Source organism: Polaromonas sp. (genome assembly GCF_012927455.1).
Taxonomy (GTDB): domain Bacteria; phylum Pseudomonadota; class Gammaproteobacteria; order Burkholderiales; family Burkholderiaceae_C; genus Polaromonas.
This window is the reverse complement of sequence record NZ_JABBPE010000016.1, coordinates 72,882-88,752: the sequence shown is the minus strand read 5'-3', so window position 1 is coordinate 88,752 and position 15,871 is coordinate 72,882. Positions and strand designations below refer to the sequence as shown.

Below are 15,871 nucleotides of genomic sequence, written 5' to 3'. Positions count from 1 at the left end.
CCCCACCTATGTCAGCCATGCCCGAAAATCACCACCACCAGTACCGTGTTCGCTTCCAATCTGCTCTTGTCGTTACGGCGTGCATGGTGCTGGCGTCCTGCAGTAACCTGAACGGCGGCGCGGTCAATCCGGTCAACTGGATCACGCCCTACAAGGTCGACGTCATCCAGGGTAACTTCATCGCCAAGGAACAGGTCGAGCAGTTGCGCGCCGGCATGTCGCGCGATCAGGTCAAGGCGGTGCTGGGCACGCCGCTGATGGCCAGCCTGTTTCATGCCGACCGCTGGGACTATATATTCACGCTGAAGCGCCAGGGCATAGCGCCCCAGTCTTTCAAGTACACGGTGTTTTTCAAAGGCGATGCGCTGGAGCGTTTTGAAGGCGACAACATGCCCAGCGAGGCCGAGTTCATCGCCAAACTGGATTCGACACGCAAGCTCGGCAAGGTGCCGCCTCTGCAAGCCACCGAAGAGCAGCTCAAAGCTTTCGATAAGTCGCCCAAGCCGGCAACTGCCGATGCAGCCGCCGCAGCCAGTGATACCGCCGCGGCCGCCTCCGGCAGCACACCCGCCGCGGTGCAGCCCACGGTTTACCCGCCGCTCGAGAGCCCGAAACAGTGAGCGGCGACGTCATGACGCCCGTGACGCCGTCTGGCCAGCACCGGATCGCCATCGCTGGCGCCAGCGGGCGCATGGGCCAGATGCTGATTGAAGCGCTGGGCGCCAGCAGCGACTGCCGGCTGACGGGCGCCCTTGATGTGGCCGGCAGCCCGGCGATCGGCTTGGACGCCGCGGCGTTTTCCGGCCGCGCCAGCGGGGTGTTGATTCATGCGGATATCCGCCGGGGGCTTGAAAACTCCAGCGTGCTGATCGACTTCACCCGGCCCGAGGGCACGCTGGCTTATCTGGCCGTCTGCCGCGAGCTGGGTGTCAAGCTGGTGATAGGCACCACCGGCTTTTCAGAGGCGCAGAAAGCAGAGATTGCCGCTGCCGCCCGGGACATCGCCATCGTCATGGCCCCCAACATGAGCGTGGGCGTCAATGTCACGCTCAAGCTGCTGGACATGGCGGCCAAGGCGCTGTCCACCGGCTACGACATTGAAATCATCGAGGCGCACCACCGGCACAAGGTCGATGCACCCTCGGGCACCGCGCTCAAGATGGGCGAAGTGATCGCCAGCGCGCTGGGCCGGGATCTGAAGGATTGCGCCGTCTACGCACGCGAAGGCGTGACCGGCGAGCGCGACCCTTCGAGTATCGGCTTTGCCACCATACGCGGCGGCGACATTGTGGGCGACCACACCGTGCTGTTTGCAGGCATCGGCGAGCGCATCGAGATCAGCCACAAATCATCGAGCCGCGCCACCTACGCCCAGGGTAGCCTGCGCGCGGCGCGCTTTCTGAACGCTCAGGCGAGCGGCCTGTTTGACATGTTTGATGTGCTGGGCTTGAAATGAGCGCGGCGCGCGCCCCGACCAGCGTGGGGGCGCCGAACGGAGCGCCGAGCCGCCCCAAGCGGAGTTCAGCCCCTTCGGGGGATAGCACAGCACACGCAGTGGCAAGCGTGGGGGCCAAGAACGGAGCGCCGGGCCGCCCCAAGCGGAGTTCAGCCCCCTCGGGGGGCAGCGCAGCACACGCAGTGGCAAGCGTGGGGGCCACATTCCGGTGAACTTCTTCAGCCTCATGACCCAAGGCGGCGTTGTCAGCCAGCTGGTCGCGGTGCTGTTGCTGGCGATGTCGGTGGCCAGCTGGGTCGTGATCCTGTGGAAGGGCTGGCTGCTGCACCGCGCCGTGGGCGACGTGGCGCGCAGTACGGCGGCTTTCTGGCAGTCGGCGTCGGTCGAAGAAGCCGGCGAAAAAGTCGCCGCGTTTGACCGCGAGGCGCTGGTGCTGCCGCTGATTGCCGCTACCCGCATTCAGCCCAGCGCCACCTTGGCCTGCAGCGGCGACCTAGCGCAGCAGCTTACCCGCGTGCTGCGCGACGCCCTGCATGGCGTGCTGAACAAGCTGCAATTTGGCCAGGTCTTGCTGGCCACCGTGGGCTCCACCGCGCCCTTCGTCGGCCTGCTGGGCACCGTCTGGGGCATCTACCATGCGCTGGTTGGCATGGCGTCGGCCGGGCAGATCACCATTGACAAGGTCTCGGGCCCGGTCGGCGAGGCCCTCATCATGACGGCAGCCGGCTTAGCGGTAGCGATCCCCGCCGTGCTGGCCTACAACATCTTTGGCCGCCACATCGGGCGCATCGAAGCCGACCTCGAAGGCTTTGCGCGCGATTTGCGGGAGCTGCTGGCATCCTCTGCCACGCTGAAGCAAGCGAGCCGGGCATGACGCTGCTAGCCCAGCATTTTTCCGCCGAGCCGCCCCTAGGAAAAATAGCCTCCCGGGGGGGCAGCGCAGTACTCGAAGCGACAAGCGTGGGGGTTCTATGACTTTCGGCCGCCTCGAACGCACGCCGGGGCCCCAGCCCATCAGCGAGATTAACGTCACGCCGCTGGTCGATGTGATGCTGGTGCTGGTAGTCATTTTCATCATCACGGCGCCCTTGCTGGCCAGTGCTATCCGGCTCGATCTGCCCAAAAGCGATGCGGCCAAACCGGTTGATACGCCCGAGTTTGTCACGCTGGTGGTCGACAAATCGGGCCAGACCTTTCTCAATGACAAAGCGCTTCAGCTGGACGAGCTGGCCCGCCAGCTGGCGCAAACCGCCGGCCAGAACCCCGACACCGAGGTGCAGTTGCGCGCCGACGAAGCCGTACCCTATGGCAAGGTCGTGACGGTGATGGGCGTGGCGCAAAAAGCCGGTCTGAACCGCATCGGTTTCGTGGCCGAGCCCCCGCCTGCGGCCCGCCCGTAAAATTGCGGCGAAAGCATAATTTCCAGGAACTGGAAGAGCGGCAGGCCCGGCTGGGCCTTTTCCCCGTTTTCCCGTTTTTCCGCTGTCATTAACCGCCCGAAAGTACCGTGCTCCCCGGCTAAGTGAAAGCCTCGGGTGACCTATTCATGCAAGACACCTACAAGCCCCTAGACGTAGAGCGCAGCGCGCAAGCCCACTGGACCGCCGCCGACGCTTACCGCGTGAGCGAAGACGCGACCCGTCAAAAGTACTACGCCTGTTCCATGCTGCCTTACCCCAGCGGCAAGCTGCACATGGGCCATGTGCGCAACTACACCATCAACGACATGCTCACGCGCTACCTGCGCATGAAGGGCTACAACGTGCTCATGCCGATGGGCTGGGACGCGTTCGGCCTGCCCGCTGAAAACGCCGCCATGAAAAACGGCGTGCCGCCCGCGCAATGGACTTACGACAACATCGCTTACATGAAAAAGCAGATGCAGGCGATGGGGCTGGCCATCGACTGGAGCCGTGAGGTCACCACCTGCGACCCGGCCTACTACAAGTGGAACCAGTGGCTGTTCTTGAAGATGCTGGAAAAAGGTATTGCCTACCGCAAGACCCAGGTGGTGAACTGGGACCCGGTCGACCAGACCGTGCTGGCCAACGAGCAGGTGATTGACGGCAAGGGCTGGCGCACCGGCGCGGTGGTCGAAAAGCGCGAGATTCCGGGCTACTACCTGAAGATCACCGACTACGCTGAAGAGCTGCTGGGCAGCGTGCAGCACAAGCTGCCCGGCTGGCCCGAGCGCGTCAAGCTGATGCAGCAAAACTGGATCGGCAAAAGCGAAGGCGTACGCTTTGCCTTTGTGCACGACATTAAAGACGCGTCCGGTGCGCTGATCGGCGACGGCAAGATGTATGTCTTCACCACGCGTACCGACACCATCATGGGCGTGACGTTTTGCGCCGTGGCGCCCGAGCACCCGCTGGCGCTGCATGCTGCGGCCACCAATCCCGCCCTCGCCGCCTTCATCGAAGAATGCAAATCCGGTGGTACCACCGAAGCAGAACTGGCCACGCAAGAGAAAAAGGGCCAGCGCACCGGCCTGTTCGTCTCGCATCCTTTGAGTGGCGAGCAGGTCGAGGTGTGGGTCGGCAACTACGTGCTGATGAGCTACGGCGACGGCGCGGTGATGGGCGTGCCGGCGCATGACGAGCGCGACTTCGAGTTCGCCAACAAATACGGCCTGCCGATCAAGCAGGTGACCGACGTGAACGGCCAGCCTTTCAGCACCGAAGCCTGGGCCGACTGGTATGCCGATAAGCAGCAGGGCGTGGCCATCCACTCCGGCAAATACGATGGCCTGGGCTTCCGGGCCTGCGTCGATGCGGTCGCCGCTGACCTGGCGGCCCTTGGCCTGGGTGAGAGAAAAACCACCTGGCGCCTGCGTGACTGGGGCATGAGCCGCCAGCGCTACTGGGGCACGCCGATTCCCATCATCCACTGCGATGAACACGGCGCCGTGCCGGTGCCTGAAAAAGATCTGCCCGTGGTGCTGCCGCTGGATTGCGTGCCCGACGGATCCGGCAACCCGCTGCACCAGCACGAAGGCTTTCACGCCGGCGTGGTATGCCCGATCTGCGGCAAAGCGGCGCGGCGCGAGACCGACACCATGGACACCTTTGTCGATTCGTCGTGGTACTACATGCGCTACTGCGACCCGAAGAACGAGCAGGCCATGGTCGGCGCAGGCGCCGACTACTGGATGCCGATGGACCAGTACATAGGCGGCATCGAACACGCCATCCTGCACCTGCTGTATGCGCGCTTCTGGACCAAGGTCATGCGTGACCTCGGTCTGGTGAAGATCGACGAGCCCTTCACCAAACTGCTGACGCAGGGCATGGTGCTTAACCACATCTATTCGCGCAAGGGCGAACGGGGCGGCGTCGAGTATTTTTGGCCGGCCGATGTGGACGATGTGCCCGACGAACACGGCAAGGTCACGACGGCCCGGCTCAGGCGTGATGGCTCCCTGGTGGCCTACGAAGGCGTGGGAACCATGAGCAAGAGCAAGAACAACGGCGTCGACCCACAGGACCTGATCGAGAAATACGGCGCCGACACCGCGCGCCTGTACACCATGTTTACCGCGCCGCCCGAGGCCACGCTGGAGTGGAACGATGCAGGCGTCGAGGGCTCTTATCGCTTTTTGCGTCGCGTCTGGAATTTCGGCGTCAGGCTTAACGCTATGAATTCAGGAGCTGGTGGCGTCCATTTTCCGTGCGCTGCAGCCACTTTTGATAAGGAAACCAGGGCGCTCAGGTTCGAAGTGCACAGCGTGCTCAAGCAGGTCGACTACGACTACCAGCGCATGCAGTACAACACCGTAGTCTCTGGCGGCATGAAGCTGCTTAACGCGCTTGAAAACTTCAAGGGCGAGACGTCAGCAGCGTCCGTGGCGGCACTGCGCGAAGGCTTTGGCATCCTGCTGCGCTGCCTGTACCCGGTGACGCCGCACGTGACCCATGCACTGTGGCCAGAACTGGGCTACGCCGCGCAGTACGGCGATCTGCTCGACGCCCCTTGGCCCGAAGTCGATGCCTCCGCGCTGGTGCAAGACGAGATCGAACTGATGCTGCAGATCAACGGCAAGCTGCGCGGCTCTGTCACGGTCCCGGCGAGTGCTGACAAGGCGGCGATCGAGGTCGCCGCGCTGGCTACTGAGGTTTTTCTCAAGCAGGCCCAGGGAGCGCCGGCCAAGAAGGTCATCGTGGTGCCGGGCCGCCTGGTCAACATCGTTGTCTGAACCCCATTCCGCTCATATTGCAATAAGGCCCACCATGCAGCGTCGCGCTACCCTGTCCCTGATGGCTTCCGCCGCCGCCCTGAGCCTGGCGGGCTGCGGCTTTGCCCCGCGCAAGGCGCCCAACTTCGCCTTCTCCACGCTGTACAGCGCGATTGCCGAAACTTCACCACTGGGCGTGGAACTGCGCCGCTCGCTGCAGGCCACCGGCAAGGTCAAGGTGATTTCCGATTCCGCGCAGATCAACCAGGCGCAAGTCGTTCTGGAGGTGCTGTCCGAGCAGCGTGAAAAGGTGGTGCTCAGCCTGAACACCGCCGGGCAGGTGCGCGAGTTTCAGCTGCGCTTGCGCTTTCGTTTCAGGCTGCGCACGCTGGCCGGCAAGGAGTTGATTCCCGACGCCGACATTGCGCTGCAGCGCGACATCAGCTTTAACGAAACGGCGGTGCTGGCCAAGGAAGCCGAGGAAGGCTTGCTGTACCGCGACATGCAAAGCGACATCGTCCAGCAGGTGCTGCGGCGACTGGCTGCGGTGAAAGAGATCTAGGACTGCTACTGCGCCCGTTTCAGGGATAAAATAGCCCTGTAGCCCAATGAATGCGGGCGCAAGCAGCTATGAATTTAATAGCATACGGCGAGTCGGAAAAATCAGCGCCGCATTAACGTGCTCTTACCGAACAGGCTTTCAATCAGGTCCAACGCGACCTCGGCTGTGCCGTTGCGCACGTCCAGCGCGGGATTCAGCTCCATCACGTCGAGCGAGCCCATGCGGCCGGTGTCGGCAATCATTTCCATGCACAACTGGGCTTCGCGGTAGGTCGGTCCGCCCTTGACGGCGGTGCCCACGCCAGGCGCGAAGCTGGCGTCCAGAAAGTCGACGTCAAAGCTCACATGCAGGTGGGTGTTCTCGTCCATGCCGGCCAGCGCCGCTTCCATGGTCTGGCGCATGCCCATTTCATCGATGTAGCGCATGTCGAACACTTCCAGACCCAATTGCCGGATCAGGCGTTTTTCGCCCGCGTCCACGCTGCGAATGCCGATCTGCCGCACCGCCGAAGGCGCAATCGCCGGCGTACTGCCGCCAATGCCGGTCAGCTCGGGTGGCCCCTGGCCGCACAGCACTGCCACCGGCATGCCGTGCGTGTTGCCGCTGGGCGTCAGGGTGTTGGTGTTGAAATCGGCATGCGCGTCCAGCCACAGCACGCGCAGGTTTTGACCGGTCTTGCGGCAGTGGCGCGCCACGGCACTGATGGAGCCAATCGCCAGGCAGTGGTCGCCGCCCAGCAGCAAAGGCATCTCGTCCGCACTCAAGGCCAGATGCACGGCCTCGTGCACCACCCGGTTCCAAGCCGCCACCTCGGCCAGATGCCGGTAGCCGTTGCTGGCGGCCTGCCAGGGGTTGGCCGGCCCGCTCAGGTTGCCCTGGTCCGTCACGTTCAGGCCATGGCCTTGCAGCGTCGACTGCAGCCCGGCGACGCGCAAGGCCTCGGGGCCCATGGAGGCGCCGCGCGTGCCGGCGCCGATGTCGGTGGGCGCGCCTATGAGCCGGATGCGCTGCGTCATGGTGCTGTCAACTCGGCGGTGCGGGATTTTGCAAGTCGTGCTGCGGCTTTCGTGATGGCTGCGCTGGGGTTGCCTGCTGCCAACAATCCAAACAGGTTTTTTGGATTCTCCAGATGGGGGATCAGGTCGATTTTGTGCGGCTGGCCCTGCTGGCGCTGCAGCTTGTACAGGTAGCGCAGGGCCGAGTAGTCTTCCAGTGCAAAACCGACGGAGTCAAAAATCGTCACTTCAGCGGGCGACGCACGGCCCGGCGCCGCGCCGCTGAGCAGCTGGGCAAACTCGGTGACGGCGAAGTCGGCCGGCATCTGCTGGATCTCGCCCTCGACGCGCGACTGCGGCTCGTACTCCACGAACACGCGGGCATCGGGGCGCCGCAGGATGTCGGCGTGCAACTCGGTCTTGCCGGGGCAGTCGCCGCCGACGGCGTTCAGGTGCATGCCGGGCGCGATCATCCCGGGCGTCAGGATGGTGGCATTGCGCTTGTCGGCCGTGACCGTGGTCACGATGTCGGCGCCTTCCACAGCTTCGGCCGCAGAGCAGTGCAGCGTTACCTGCAGATCATGCCGGCCCAGGCCTTGCAGGTTGCGCGCCAGTTTCTTCATGGCCTGGCCGTCCACGTCATACAACCGGAACGCGCGAATACCCAGCATGTGGGCAAAGGCAATCGCCTGAAATTCGCTTTGCGCGCCATTGCCTATCAGCGCCATCACCCGGCTGTCGGGCCGGGCCAGCCAGCGCGCGGCCAGCGCCGACATGGCGGCGGTGCGCAGCGCCGTGGTGACGGTCAGCTCGGACAGCAGCAGCGGGTAGCCGGTTTCAACATCAGCCAGCACGCCGAAAGCCGTGACGGTCAGCAGACCCTTTGCCGTGTTCTTGGGATGGCCATTCACGTACTTGAACGAATACATCTGGCCGTCGCTGGTCGGCATCAGTTCGATGACGCCGCCCGGCGAGTGAATCGCGTGGCGCGCCGATTTGTCAAATTCGCTCCAGCGCCGGTAATCGGTTTCGATTTCGGCCGCCAGCCCTTCGATGAAGGCCGCCGGCCCGATGCGCCCGACGATGCGCTGTATGCCTTCAATTCCGATGTATTCAACCATATGGTGTCTCCCGACGCTGGACTGTTAACTGTTTTTTGACGCCGACGATGGGCCGCTTTCCGGCGCGACGCGCAGCTCGATGAGTTTGCAAAACCTCATTGTGCAAGGCCTGCGCGCTAAAAAAAAGTCAGCGAACTGATCAATTCAATTAATAAATTAAGCAAATAGCTAATAACAATTAGCGTTTAGTCATTAAGATGACCGCATGGACGATACCGACCGCCAGCTCATCTCCCTGCTGCGTGACAACGCCCGGGCTTCGGTCGCATCACTGGCCAAGCTGCTGCGCCTGTCGCGCGGCACGGTGCAAAACCGGCTCGACAAGCTCGAAGCCGATGGCACCATCGTGGGCTACACGGCCCGTCTCAGGCCGCAGGCAGAGGCCCACCAGATACGCGCGCTGATGACGGTGGCAGTCGAGGGCAACCGCATCGACCAGGTGCTCAGCGCCCTGCGCGGCGACCCGGCCGTAAGCGCGCTGCACACCACCAATGGCCGCTGGGACATCGTGGCCGAGTTGCGTGCCGACAGCCTGGAGGCTTTTGACCGCGTGCTCGGGCGCATCCGCCGCCTGGAAGGCATTGCCAATACCGAGACCAGTCTGCTGCTCTCCACCAGCAAACTCTAGATTTGCTTGACGCCAGCGCCAGCCGCTAAACTTCCCCGCATGAACCTGGCTCCCGCCCAACTTTCCGAGCACCTGCAGCGCGGCCTGAAAAGCCTCTACACCCTACATGGCGACGAGCCCCTGCTGCTGCAGGAATTTGCCGACGCCCTGCGCGCCCATGCACGCCAGCATGGCTACACCGAACGCACGGTTCACAGCGTGGCCGGCGCGCATTTTGACTGGAGCGAGGTGTTGGCCAGCGGCGGCTCGCTGAGCCTGTTTGCCGATAAGCAGATCGTTGAAATACGCATCCCCAGTGGGAAGCCCGGCAAGGATGGCTCGGTGGCTCTGCAACAGATTGCCGAGCGCAGCCAGGGCGATGACTCGACGTTGACGCTGCTGCTGCTGCCCCGTCTTGACAGCGCGACCAGCAAGGGCGCGTGGTTCGGCGCGCTTGAGAGCTTTGGCGTCACCGTCAAGTTTGACCCGATTGAGCGCCGCGTCCTGCCGCAGTGGATTGCCCAGCGCCTGCAGCTGCAGGGCCAGCGCGTCGCCGCTGGCGAAGAGGGTCAGCGCACGCTGCAATTTTTTGCCGACCGGGTCGAGGGCAACCTGCTGGCGGCGCACCAGGAAATCCAGAAGCTGGGACTGCTCTACCCGGTTAAAAGCAATGGAGGCGACGCAAGTGATGGCATCTTGGGTTTTGACCAGGTCGAAAATGCCGTGCTCAATGTGGCACGCTACGACGTCTTCAAGCTGTCCGAAGCCGTGCTGGCCGGCCAGGCGCTGCGCGTGGCGCGCATGCTCGACGGCCTGCAATCCGAAGGCGAGTCCGAAGTGCTGGTGCATTGGGCTTTGAGCGAAGACATCCGCAGCCTGAAGCGCGTGAAAGACGCGCTGCAGGCGGGTCGGCCCATGCCCATGGCGCTGCGCGAGAACCGCGTCTGGGGCGCCAAGGAAAAACTGTTCGAGCGTGTCCTGCCCCACATCAGCGACAGCACGCTGGCCAACCTGCTGCATGCCGCGCACAAGGTCGATGGCATAGTCAAGGGACTCAAACAGCCCGACTGGCCCGCGGACGGCTGGCAGGCGCTGCACCGGCTTGCCGGCTTGCTGTGCCATCAGTGCGCCGCGCCGGCGCAGGCGCCGCGCACGTCGCGCGGTGTGGGTGGCGACGCCCGGGGTTAAAGCACTTAGCGCGATGCCGCAGACCGCCTCACTCTTCAACAAGCTGGTCCGTATCGGTGCCGGCCTGCTGCTTGTCGCCTTGACCTCCATAGCGCTGACCTTGTGGGTGACCTGGCAGCTTGAGGGGGGCGCGGCGGCCGTCAACGAAGCTGGGCGACTACGCATGCAAACCTGGCGGCTGGTCAGTGCGGTGCAGGCGGGCGTGCCGCGCGCCGAGCTGCAGGGCCTGGTCGGCCAGTTCGATCAGAGTCTGGCGCTGTTGCGGACCGGTGACCCGTCGCGGCCGTTGTTCATGCCCTCCGACGCTCAGGTCAAGCAGCGCTTTGCGGTGGTCGAATCCCTGTGGAACGGCCAGCGACCGCAGTGGCTGGCCGAGCCGCCAGCGCCTACGCAGGCCTTGCTGAAGGCGGCGGGCGAGTTTGTCGATGCCAGCGACCGCCTTGTGCTTGCGCTGGAACGGCATTTGTCCCAACTGACGGCGATCCTGAACCTGTTCCAGTTCGGCATGATGGCGCTGGCGATAGGCGCGGCAGTGCTGATGCTCTACACCGGATACCTGTACGTGATCAGCCCGCTGAACCGGCTCAGCCAGGGTTTGCGCAAGGTGGAATCAGGGGAATTTGCGACGCGCATCGAAGTCGACACCGCGGACGAGTTTGGCCAGGTGGCGGCCGGCTTCAATCGCATGGCGGGAACGCTTCAGTCGATGTATCAGGGGCTGGAATCGCAGGTCGAGGCCAAGACGCGACACATTGAGGCGCAGCGCCTGCGGCTGGAGGCGTTGTACGAGGTCAGTGCCTTTTTGGCCCAGGCGGGCAGCATCAGCGAGCTGGCGCGCGGCTTTGCCCAGCGTGTGCGCAGCGTCATGAAGGCCGATGCCGCAGCGGTCCGCTGGTCCGATGAGGCCAACCAGCGCTACCTGATGCTGGCGTCGGATTGCTTCCCGCAGGAACTTGTGGAAGTGGAGCGCAGCCTGCTGGCCGGTGCCTGCGCCTGTGGCAATCTGCAAGCCGACGCTCGCACGCGCGTGATCCCTATCTTGAGCCACGCCGAAGCGCCGGTGCGCCATTGCGCTCGCGCCGGCTACGAAAGTCTGGTCAGCGTGCCGATCCGGCTGCAGCAGCGCTTGCTGGGCGAGTTCAACCTGTTCTTCCGCAGTCCTGTCACGCTGAGCGCCGACGAGACCGAACTGCTGGACGCGCTGGCCAGTCACCTGGCTAGCGCCCTGGAGGGCTTGCGCACCGCTGCCTTGGAGCGAGAAGCCGCCGTCTCGGATGAGCGCGCCTTGTTGGCACGCAACCTGCACGATTCGATTGCGCAGTCGCTGGCCTTTCTCAAGATCCAGGTGCAGTTGCTGCGCACTGCAGTACAGCGCAATCAGCCGGCACAGACGCAGACGGCACTCGACGAACTTGACACCGGCCTGCGCGAGAGCATTGGCGACGTGCGTGAGTTGCTGATTCACTTCCGCACGCGCACCAATACCGACAATATCGAGCAGGCGCTGCAGGAAACGCTGCAGAAGTTCCAGCACCAGACCGGTCTGCCGACGCAACTGCAGGTTCGCGGCGAAGGCTTGCCACTGCTGCCCGACGTGCAGGTGCAGGTGCTGCATGTGCTGCAGGAAGCCCTGTCCAATGTGCGCAAGCATGCGCGGGCCAGGCAGGTCAATCTGCAGGTGCTCAAGGGGGCGTTTTGGCGTTTCGTGGTGCACGACGACGGCATTGGATTTGACGCCAGCCAAGGCCATGGGCCATCCCATGTCGGCATCAACATCATGCGCGAGCGCGCCGCCGGCATAGGCGCCGCACTGGAGGTGGCGTCAGAGCCGGCTCACGGAACGACGGTTACGCTGACGCTGCCGCCCCATCCGGTTCAGGGCGGCGTCACGACCACCGCCCCGAACCCCGCTCAGCTGCCCGAGCCCGTGATGGGCGCTTGAGAAGCTTGAGAAAATGACACGATGAAACCGATCGGACTGCTGGTGGTAGATGACCACACCCTGTTTCGCCGGGGGCTGATCGCACTGCTTTCGCAGGACGAGCGCTTCCATGTCGCAGGCGAGGCCGGCGACATTGGCGAGGCGCTGCGCTGCGTCGAGCGCGCCAGGCCCGACCTGATTCTGCTGGACAACCATCTGCCCGGCGTTCTGGGTGTGGACGGCATCGCGTCGCTGAAAGACGCAGCCCCGGGCACCCGCATCCTGATGCTGACTGTCAGCGAGAACGAAGACGATCTGGCGGCCGCGCTGCAGGCCGGTGCTGATGGCTATCTGCTTAAAACCGTGGAACTCGATCACCTGTCCGAATTCATCGTCAAGGTCCTAGCCGGTGAGTCCGTGGTCAGCCCGGAAATGATGACCAAGCTGGTCACCGCCTTCCGTGCCAAGTCGCCGCCTGTTCCGTCGGGCGAGACGGCAGCGCTGCAGACAGACGATTCGGCTGTTGAGCCGGTGCCGCTGACCCAGGACCGTTCGGGCGTAGCCCTGCTGTCGGCCCGGGAGCGCGAAGTGCTGGCGCTGATCGCGCACGGCGACAGCAACAAGGTGATTGCGCGCCAGCTCGACATCGCTGAGACGACGGTGAAGATCCACGTCCAGCACATTCTTCGCAAACTGCAATTGAGCTCGCGCGTGCAGGCTGCCGTCTACGCGGCAGGCCAAGCGCTGTGTTGACGAAAATCAAGACCCGGTTAGATTGACCCGGTCGTAGTTCTTCAGAACTATGGCGGCTCCAGCCGCCATCGGCCTTTTGCCGCACCGCCACGTTCCAAAGGAGGATGTTCAAAGGGGCGGGAAAACCCGACAGTCATGCCATGTCTTTGGAGAAAAACATGGCCTCGGAACTGAGCAAATCAAAAAAAGCGTGGTCGGTGCTGATCGTCAGCACGCTGGCCTTCACCGTCTGCTTCATGGTCTGGATGATGTTCGGCGTCATCGGCATCCCGATCAAGAAGATGCTCAACCTCAACGCCACGGAGTTCGGCCTGCTCGCGGCCACGCCGGTACTGACGGGATCGCTCATTCGCGTGCCGCTTGGCATCTGGACCGACCGCTACGGCGGTCGCATCGTGATGGCCATCCTGATGGCCGCCACAGTGCCGGCGATCTGGCTCATGAGTTATGCCACTGCGTACTGGCACTTCCTGGTAATCGGCTTGTTCGTGGGTCTGGCAGGCGGTTCGTTTTCAGTCGGGACGCCTTACGTGGCACGCTGGTTCCCCAAGAACCGGCAGGGCATGGCGATGGGCGTCTACGGTGCAGGAAATTCGGGCGCCGCGGTGAATAAATTCGTCGCGCCGGTGCTGCTGGTGGCGTTTGGCTGGGCCATGGTGCCACAGGTCTATGCGGTCATCATGCTGGGCGCGCTGGTGCTGTTCTGGCTGTTCAGCCACAGCGACCCGTCGCATCGGGTGCCCAGCCATGTCAAGTTCAGTGACCAATTGAAGTCGCTAAAAGACCCGAAAGTTCTCAAATACTGTCAGTACTACAGCATCGTGTTCGGCGGCTATGTCGCGCTGTCGCTGTGGATGGTGCAGTACTACGTGGGCGAGTTTGGCCTTGACATCCGCCTGGCGGCTCTGCTGGCAGCCTGCTTTTCCCTGCCGGGCGGTGTGCTGCGCGCCGTAGGCGGCGTGCTGTCAGACAAGTATGGCGCGCACAGCGTGACCTGGTGGGTGATGTGGGTCAGCTGGGTCTGCCTGTTTCTGCTGTCCTACCCGCAGACCGATCTCACGGTGATGACGGTCAATGGACCCAGCACTTTCCACATCGGCCTGAATGTGTACGCGTTTACCGCGTTGATGGCCATTCTTGGTGTGGCCTTTGCCTTCGGCAAGGCCAGCGTCTTCAAGTACATCAGCGACGACTACGGTGCCAACATTGGTGCCATCAGCGGCATCGTAGGCTTGGCGGGCGGGCTAGGGGGCTTTGTGCTGCCCATCATCTTCGGTGCATTGATGGACCTCACAGGCATTCGCTCCAGCGCTTTCATGCTGATGTACGGCGTGGTCTGGGTCTCGCTGATCTGGATGTACTGGACCGAGGTGCGACGCACTGAAGTCATGGGCCGCAACGCGGTCGGCGCGCAGGCCTGAGACCCCACCTATTCCGAAAGAACCCTCATGAACGCAACAACGAATTCCCGTGCCGATATCACCGACTGGCACCCTGAGGAAGAGCAGTTCTGGGAGAGCACTGGCAAACGCATTGCTTACCGCAACCTCTGGATATCCATACCCAGCCTGCTCTGCGGCTTCGCCGTATGGGGCATGTGGGGCATCATCACGGTGCAGATGCTGAACCTGGGCTTTCCCTTCAGCCAAGCCGAGCTGTTCACGCTCACGGCTATCGCGGGTCTGGCCGGCGCCACCATGCGGATTCCGGCCTCCTTCCTGATCCGCCTTGCTGGCGGGCGCAACACCATCTTCCTGACAACCTCAATGCTGCTGGCGCCCGCCATCGGCACGGGCATCGTGCTGCAGCACCCTGAATGGCCGCTTTGGTCTTTCCAGCTGATGGCGCTGTGGTCGGGCGTGGGCGGCGGCAACTTCGCCAGCTCGATGTCCAATATCAGCACCTTTTTCCCAAAGCGGCTGCAGGGCACGGCGCTGGGTCTTAACGCCGGCCTGGGCAACTTCGGCGTGACGGCCATGCAGGTCGTGATTCCGCTGGTCATGACCTTGAGCGTCTTCGGCAGCTTTGGCGGCGAGCCGATGACGCTGGTCAAAGACAGTGGCTGGATCTTCGGCAAGATTGCCGCCGGAACGCCAACCTGGATTCAGAACGCCGGCTTCACCTGGCTGCTGTCGCTGGTGCCTCTGTCCATCCTGTGCTTTTTCGGCATGAACAATCTCACGACGGTGTCGCCCGCAATCGGTGGAACCATCCCAGCTTTCCTCAAAATCATCTGGCTCTACACCCTGTCTTTTGTGCCGGCCGGCGTCGGGCTCTACCTTTACCTGCCCAAGCCAACGGGACTCGGCCTGCTGAACATGTGGATCGCTATGCCGCTGATCATCGTCAGCACTTTGATGGTATTGAAGCTGACTGCCTTCGGTCCGATGAAGGAAAGCATTGCCAAGCAGTTCGCTATTTTTCGCAACAAGCACACATGGTCGCTCACCCTTCTGTATATCGTCACCTTCGGCTCCTTCATCGGCTTTTCGATGGCGCTGCCGCTGGCGATCACGGTGATTTTCGGCGTCAGCCACGTCCCCGACGCCGCCGGCGTCATGCAGCACACGCTGAAAAATCCGAACGCGCCTTCGGCCTTGACGTATGCCTGGATTGGCCCTTTTGTCGGCGCGCTGATCCGTCCTGTGGGCGGCTGGATTGCCGATAAGGTTGGCGGCTCCATCGTCACCCAGATCATTTCAGCCATCATGGTCGCGGCCTCTGCGGCGGTCGGTTATGTGATGTTGCTGGCCTACAAGTCCTCCGCGCCCGAACAGTACTTCCTGATCTTCATGGTGTTGTTCGTGCTGCTTTTTGCCGCCAGCGGCATCGGTAACGGCTCCACCTTTCGCACCATAGGTGTGATCTTCGACCGCCAGCAGGCCGGCCCGGTACTCGGCTGGACCTCGGCCATTGCCGCCTATGGCGCCTTCATCGCCCCGGTGGTGATTGGTGCGCAGATCAAGGCCGGAACGCCCGAGAACGCGATGTACGGTTTTGCCATCTTCTACGCGCTGTGCCTGGTGCTTAACTGGTGGTTCTACCTGCGCGCCGGCGCAGCAATCAAAAACCCTTGATGCGGGGATTAACCCAC

The 15,871-nt window shown here is 63.2% G+C and carries 14 protein-coding genes; 12 read left to right on the top strand and 2 right to left on the bottom strand.

The features are described from left to right. The first annotated feature begins 17 nt into the window (after nt 1-17). The 6 genes from HHJ18_RS15480 (at nt 18) to lptE (ending at nt 6,192) form a co-directional block, all read left to right on the top strand. Nucleotides 18-620: an outer membrane protein assembly factor BamE gene (locus tag HHJ18_RS15480; protein ID WP_296916749.1), complete on the top strand. Its 603-nt coding sequence runs from the start codon at nt 18-20 to the stop codon at nt 618-620. A gap of 11 nt (nt 621-631) precedes the next feature. Then, entirely contained in the window at nt 632-1,456 is an 825-nt protein-coding gene (gene dapB, locus HHJ18_RS15475; protein ID WP_296916748.1) for a 4-hydroxy-tetrahydrodipicolinate reductase, read from the top strand. Nucleotides 1,457-1,682: 226 nt separating this feature from the next. After that, nucleotides 1,683-2,330 carry a MotA/TolQ/ExbB proton channel family protein gene (locus HHJ18_RS15470; RefSeq protein ID WP_296916747.1) on the top strand — a complete coding sequence of 216 codons (648 nt, stop codon included), beginning with the start codon at nt 1,683-1,685 and terminating at the stop codon, nt 2,328-2,330. A gap of 97 nt (nt 2,331-2,427) precedes the next feature. Further along, the gene (locus HHJ18_RS15465; protein WP_296916746.1) at nt 2,428-2,856 is read left to right on the top strand and encodes a biopolymer transporter ExbD; all 429 of its coding nucleotides are present in this window, start codon (nt 2,428-2,430) and stop codon (nt 2,854-2,856) included. 146 nt (nt 2,857-3,002) lie between these two features. Further along, nucleotides 3,003-5,651: a leucine--tRNA ligase gene (leuS, locus tag HHJ18_RS15460; RefSeq protein ID WP_296916745.1), complete on the top strand. Its 2,649-nt coding sequence runs from the start codon at nt 3,003-3,005 to the stop codon at nt 5,649-5,651. A gap of 34 nt (nt 5,652-5,685) precedes the next feature. Next, the gene (gene lptE, locus HHJ18_RS15455) at nt 5,686-6,192 is read left to right on the top strand and encodes an LPS assembly lipoprotein LptE (RefSeq protein ID WP_296916744.1); all 507 of its coding nucleotides are present in this window, start codon (nt 5,686-5,688) and stop codon (nt 6,190-6,192) included. A 101-nt stretch (nt 6,193-6,293) separates the two neighbouring features. Here the strand turns inward: lptE and rocF are convergent, their stop codons facing one another. Together rocF and HHJ18_RS15445 are read right to left on the bottom strand one after the other, a co-directional pair. After that, nucleotides 6,294-7,208 (bottom strand): arginase, encoded by a 915-nt coding sequence (gene rocF / locus HHJ18_RS15450; protein WP_296916743.1) that lies wholly within the window; start codon nt 7,206-7,208, stop codon nt 6,294-6,296. After that, nucleotides 7,205-8,308, bottom strand: coding sequence for an ornithine cyclodeaminase (locus HHJ18_RS15445; RefSeq protein WP_296916742.1), 1,104 nt, complete (start codon nt 8,306-8,308; stop codon nt 7,205-7,207). Before HHJ18_RS15445 ends, rocF begins: the two co-directional genes overlap by 4 nt. Nucleotides 8,309-8,513: 205 nt before the next feature. Between HHJ18_RS15445 and HHJ18_RS15440 the strand changes: the two genes are divergently transcribed. The 6 genes from HHJ18_RS15440 (at nt 8,514) to HHJ18_RS21005 (ending at nt 15,854) form a co-directional block, all read left to right on the top strand. Next, nucleotides 8,514-8,936, top strand: coding sequence for an Lrp/AsnC family transcriptional regulator (locus tag HHJ18_RS15440; protein WP_296916741.1), 423 nt, complete (start codon nt 8,514-8,516; stop codon nt 8,934-8,936). Nucleotides 8,937-8,975: 39 nt separating this feature from the next. Then, complete coding sequence (gene holA, locus HHJ18_RS15435) at nt 8,976-10,103, top strand: DNA polymerase III subunit delta (RefSeq protein ID WP_296916740.1); 1,128 nt, start codon at nt 8,976-8,978, stop codon at nt 10,101-10,103. 13 nt (nt 10,104-10,116) lie between these two features. After that, nucleotides 10,117-12,045 (top strand): type IV pili methyl-accepting chemotaxis transducer N-terminal domain-containing protein, encoded by a 1,929-nt coding sequence (locus tag HHJ18_RS15430; RefSeq protein ID WP_296916739.1) that lies wholly within the window; start codon nt 10,117-10,119, stop codon nt 12,043-12,045. Between the two features lie 21 nt (nt 12,046-12,066). Next, nucleotides 12,067-12,777 carry a response regulator gene (locus tag HHJ18_RS15425; protein WP_296916738.1) on the top strand — a complete coding sequence of 237 codons (711 nt, stop codon included), beginning with the start codon at nt 12,067-12,069 and terminating at the stop codon, nt 12,775-12,777. 158 nt (nt 12,778-12,935) lie between these two features. Beyond that, nucleotides 12,936-14,198: a nitrate/nitrite transporter gene (locus tag HHJ18_RS21010; RefSeq protein ID WP_366558844.1), complete on the top strand. Its 1,263-nt coding sequence runs from the start codon at nt 12,936-12,938 to the stop codon at nt 14,196-14,198. 27 nt (nt 14,199-14,225) lie between these two features. Beyond that, nucleotides 14,226-15,854, top strand: a complete 1,629-nt coding sequence (locus HHJ18_RS21005; protein ID WP_366558843.1) for an antiporter — start codon at nt 14,226-14,228, stop codon at nt 15,852-15,854. The last annotated feature ends 17 nt before the right edge of the window (nt 15,855-15,871 follow it).

Coding starts and splice junctions, on each gene's coding strand:
- HHJ18_RS15480 (WP_296916749.1), top strand. CDS start 18: ATGCCCGAAAATCACCACCACCAGTACCGTGTTCGCTTCCAATCTGCT.
- dapB (WP_296916748.1), top strand. CDS start 632: ATGACGCCCGTGACGCCGTCTGGCCAGCACCGGATCGCCATCGCTGGC.
- HHJ18_RS15470 (WP_296916747.1), top strand. CDS start 1,683: ATGACCCAAGGCGGCGTTGTCAGCCAGCTGGTCGCGGTGCTGTTGCTG.
- HHJ18_RS15465 (WP_296916746.1), top strand. CDS start 2,428: ATGACTTTCGGCCGCCTCGAACGCACGCCGGGGCCCCAGCCCATCAGC.
- leuS (WP_296916745.1), top strand. CDS start 3,003: ATGCAAGACACCTACAAGCCCCTAGACGTAGAGCGCAGCGCGCAAGCC.
- lptE (WP_296916744.1), top strand. CDS start 5,686: ATGCAGCGTCGCGCTACCCTGTCCCTGATGGCTTCCGCCGCCGCCCTG.
- rocF (WP_296916743.1), bottom strand. CDS start 7,208: ATGACGCAGCGCATCCGGCTCATAGGCGCGCCCACCGACATCGGCGCC.
- HHJ18_RS15445 (WP_296916742.1), bottom strand. CDS start 8,308: ATGGTTGAATACATCGGAATTGAAGGCATACAGCGCATCGTCGGGCGC.
- HHJ18_RS15440 (WP_296916741.1), top strand. CDS start 8,514: ATGGACGATACCGACCGCCAGCTCATCTCCCTGCTGCGTGACAACGCC.
- holA (WP_296916740.1), top strand. CDS start 8,976: ATGAACCTGGCTCCCGCCCAACTTTCCGAGCACCTGCAGCGCGGCCTG.
- HHJ18_RS15430 (WP_296916739.1), top strand. CDS start 10,117: ATGCCGCAGACCGCCTCACTCTTCAACAAGCTGGTCCGTATCGGTGCC.
- HHJ18_RS15425 (WP_296916738.1), top strand. CDS start 12,067: ATGAAACCGATCGGACTGCTGGTGGTAGATGACCACACCCTGTTTCGC.
- HHJ18_RS21010 (WP_366558844.1), top strand. CDS start 12,936: ATGGCCTCGGAACTGAGCAAATCAAAAAAAGCGTGGTCGGTGCTGATC.
- HHJ18_RS21005 (WP_366558843.1), top strand. CDS start 14,226: ATGAACGCAACAACGAATTCCCGTGCCGATATCACCGACTGGCACCCT.